This is a genomic window from Rhodosalinus sp. (genome assembly GCF_041685465.1).
Classification (GTDB): domain Bacteria; phylum Pseudomonadota; class Alphaproteobacteria; order Rhodobacterales; family Rhodobacteraceae; genus Rhodosalinus.
The window spans coordinates 1-3,699 of record NZ_JAWLFS010000273.1 but is presented as its reverse complement, the minus strand read 5'-3'; the positions used below and the strand labels follow the sequence as shown (position 1 = coordinate 3,699).

Here is a 3,699-nt window from a genome sequence, read left to right as displayed (position 1 = left end):
CCCTGCGCCTCGGCGAAGTCGTAGATGTCGTCGATCACGGGGCCGTATTCGTCCACCGCGCTCATCGAATAGGCCTGCCGCGCGGCGGCGGGCCGGCCGGTGCGGCCCATCATCGCCTCGATCGGCTTGCCCGGATCGGTGTTGCGCGCGACGAGGTAGAACTCCATCTCGGGCGCCACCACCGGGTCCCAGCCCCGCGCGTGGTAGAGCGCGACGACGTGCTTCAGCACGTTCCGGGGCGCGAAGGGCACGGGCTCCCCGTCGCGGTCGAAGGCGTCGTGGATGACCTGCAGCGTCCAGTCCCCGGTCCAGGGCGCGGCGGTGGTGGTGGACATGTCCGGCTTCAGGATCATGTCCGGCTCGACGAAGTTCTCCGTGTCCGCCTCGGGCGTCCAGCCGCCTGTGATCGTCTGGAAGAAGATCGAGTTCGGCAGGTGGAACTCGCTCTGCCGGGCGAACTTGGAGGCGGGCACCGCCTTGCCGCGGGCGATGCCGGGCAGGTCCGAGATGATGCACTCCACCTCGTCGAGGCGCCGCCCCTCGAGGTAGAGGCGCGCGGCCTCGGGCAGGCTCTGGATCCAGTCGCTCATGCGATCCTGCGCTCCTTGAGGAAGCGGGCGATCGTCGCGCCCACATCGGTCCGGTCCGTGGGCGCGTCGCGGGCGGCGAGCGCCGCGTCGAGCCTGTCGTCGGGCACCACGCCGCGCCCGCGCGTCTCGGCGAGGCCCTCGACCACGGCGAAGTCGAATTCCGGGTGCGCCTGCACCGTGAAGATCTCGCCGTCGTAGAGAAGCGCGGCATAGGGGCAGTCGGGATGCGTCGCCACGACCTCGGCCTCTGCCGGTTTCTCGGCGACCTGGTCCTGGTGCCAGGCGTTCATTGCCACCGGCCGGCCGCCCCAGTCGTAGACGGTGCGCCCCACGGCCCAGCCGCCGGGCCATTTCACGACGCGGCCGCCGAGCGCCTGCGCGATGATCTGGTGGCCGAAGCAGATGCCGACGAGCGGCTTGCCCGCCGCGCGGATGTCGCGGATGAGTTGCTCGAGCGGCGGGATCCAGGGGTGATCCTCGTAGGCGCCGTGGCGCGAGCCGGTCACGAGCCAGCCGTCGGCGGCCTCGGGGCCGTCGGGAAACGCGCCCCCCTCGACATGCCATGTGCGGAAGTCGAAGCCGTGCGGCCCCAGGAGCCGCGCGAACATGTCCGGATAGTCGCCCGAGCGGTCGCGGATCTCGTCCGGCGGGCGCCCGGTCTGCAGGATACCGATCAGCATGAAATCACCGATTGACCAGAGTGATCTAGCCCGCGCCGCGCCCGCCCACAAGGGGGTCAGGCGGTCTCGAGGTAGATCTGCCAGTGGCGCTCGGGCGGGACCTCCGCCAGCCGCCGCATTTCCTGCCGTTTCGTCATGCAGAGGTTCGCGACGAGGGCGTCGCCCAGGATGCGGCGCATGAGCGCCGAGCCCTCGAAGCGCGCGACCGCCTCGGCCCAGTCGCCGGCCATCTGCGGCAGGTCGCGCTCGTAGGCGTTGCCCGCGATGGGCTCGGGCGGCGCGAGGCCATCCTCGACGCCCGAGATCGCCGCGCCGAGGATCGCGGCGAGCAGGAGATAGGGATTGATGTCGCCGCCGGCCGCGCGATGCTCGATCCGGCGTGCCTTCGCCGGGCCGGCGGGAATGCGGATCGCCGCGGTGCGGTTGTCGTAGCCCCAGCCCGCGCCGGTGGGCGCGTGCGCGCCGGGCACGAGGCGCGCGTAGCTCGGCCCGTGCGGGGCGAGGATCAGCGTCGAGTCCGGCATCGCCCGCAGGCAGCCCGCCACCGCCTGGCGCAGGATGTCCGAGCCCGCCGCGGTGCCGTCGTCGAAGACGTTGCGCCCCTCCGCGTCGAGCACCGAGAAATGCACGTGCATCCCGTTGCCCGCGTCGTCGGGGTACGGCTTGGCGAGGAAGGTCGCCGCCATCCCGTGCCGCCGGGCGAGCCCGCGCGCGAGCGCCTTGAAGAGCCAGGCGTCGTCGGCCGCCGCCATGGCGTCGCGGTGGCCGAGGGTGACCTCGAACTGGCCGAGGCCGGATTCCGAGATCGCCGAGTCGACCGCGATCCCCATCGCCGCGCAGCCGGCGTAGAGATCGGTGAAGAAGGCGTCGAAGGCGTCGAGCTGGCGGATCGAGAGGATCGCGTGCCCCTGCAGCCGGCGCCCGGTCTGCGGGTTCACCGGCGGGCGCAGCGCCTCGCCCGAATCGTCGACGAGGGTGAACTCCATCTCCGTCGCCGCGAGCACCCGCCAGCCGCGCGCGGTATAGGCGCCGAGCGCGCGGGCGAGGGCGTGGCGCGGATCGCCCGCGAAGGGCGTGCCGGCTTCGTCGAACATCCACATCGGGACCAGCGCCGAGGCGGTCTCCAGCCACGGCATCGGCACCGGCCCGCGGTCGGTCGGGAAGAGCACCCCGTCCTGATCCCCGGTCTCGAAGACGAGCGGGCTGCCTTCGATGTCGCTGCCCCAGACGTCCACGTTGAGCGCCGAAAGCGGCATCCGGAGCCCGGCGCCCCCGAGCTTGGGCGCCGCCGCGGCGGGCAGGCGCTTGCCCCGCATCTGCCCGTTCAGGTCGCAGGCCGCCGCACGGAACGTCGTCACCTCGCCGAGCTCGGGCGCCCCGCCGCCGGCCCCGCCGCCGCGCAGCCCGTCGGCCGTGGCCATCAGGAGCATCGGAGCATTCACGGAGCGCATGCGTTGCATCGGGTCACCGGATCACGTTGAGCCTGAGCCGCAGGCGGCGGCGCGCCTCCTTCGGCAGGTGGCGGTTGAGACGCGTGTTGATCGCGCCGAAGAGCGCGATGATGCCGAGCGTCAGCAGGATGAAATAGCCCGCGAGGATCGGGTAGGGCACGAAGGGATTGAAGGTCTTGTCGGCGAAGTAGTTGGCGTAATAGAGCGCGTCGCCCCGCTGCTGCCACGCCGGAAAGCCCGAGAAATAGACGAGCGTCGTCGCGTGGAAGAGGAAGATCGCCTCGTTCGTGTAGGCCGGCCAGGCGAGGCGCAGCATCGTGGGCCAGACGACCCGGCGGAAGCGCGGCCAGCCCGAGAGCCCGTAGGCGTCGGCCGCTTCCAGCTCGCCCTTCGGGATGGTGCGCAGCGCGCCGTAGAAGATCTCGCCCGAATAGGCGGCCGTGTTCAGGAAGAGCACGATCGTCGCGCCGGCCCATGCGCTCGTGAAGGCGTCGAAGACCGGCGCCACGGGCTTCAGCGAGAGAAAGAGGAAATAGGCGAAGAAGAACTGGATGAAGAGCGGCGAGCCCCGGAAGACGAAGATGAACCATTCCGAGGGCTTGCGCAGGAGACCCCAGCGCGCGGCCTTGCCGAGCGCCACCGCATTGGCGAGCAAAAACCCCGCGCCGAGCGCCACGACCGCGAAATAGACGTTCCAGATGAGCCCCGAGCCGATCAGCGTGAACTGCTGGCAGAGGGTGAAATCCTCGCGCGGGAGGAGCCGCTCGCCGATGCCGACGGAGCGCAGGGCATAATCCGCGATCGTCTCGAGGCAGCTCATCCGCCCGCCCTCCGCTGCGCGGCGCCCTGCGCCGTGGCCTGCCCGCGCGAGAGCCGCAGGGTCAGCCGCTCCAGCACGATTTCCGAGACGCGGGTGAAGGCGAGGTAGAAGACCAGCAGCGCCAGGAAATACCACATCCGCCAGTCGCCGTGCGGGTA

General features: G+C 71.2%; 4 protein-coding genes and 1 pseudogene. All 5 read right to left on the bottom strand.

Annotation, left to right across the window (positions count from 1 at the left end; all coding sequences use genetic code 11):
- Positions 1–590 (bottom strand): type I glutamate--ammonia ligase (locus ACESL7_RS14240; RefSeq protein ID WP_487247760.1); only part of this gene is annotated, 590 nt, incomplete at its 3' end.
- Positions 587–1,270 (bottom strand): type 1 glutamine amidotransferase, encoded by a 684-nt coding sequence (locus tag ACESL7_RS14235; protein WP_372893961.1) that lies wholly within the window; start codon positions 1,268–1,270, stop codon positions 587–589. The genes ACESL7_RS14240 and ACESL7_RS14235, both read right to left, overlap by 4 nt.
- Before the next feature lie 56 nt (positions 1,271–1,326).
- Complete coding sequence (locus ACESL7_RS14230; RefSeq protein ID WP_372893962.1) at positions 1,327–2,586, bottom strand: glutamine synthetase family protein; 1,260 nt, start codon at positions 2,584–2,586, stop codon at positions 1,327–1,329.
- Between the two features lie 148 nt (positions 2,587–2,734).
- Positions 2,735–3,541: an ABC transporter permease gene (locus tag ACESL7_RS14225; RefSeq protein WP_372893960.1), complete on the bottom strand. Its 807-nt coding sequence runs from the start codon at positions 3,539–3,541 to the stop codon at positions 2,735–2,737.
- A pseudogene (locus ACESL7_RS14220) lies at positions 3,538–3,699 on the bottom strand (ABC transporter permease); the annotation flags it as partial. The gene ACESL7_RS14225 and the pseudogene ACESL7_RS14220, both read right to left, overlap by 4 nt.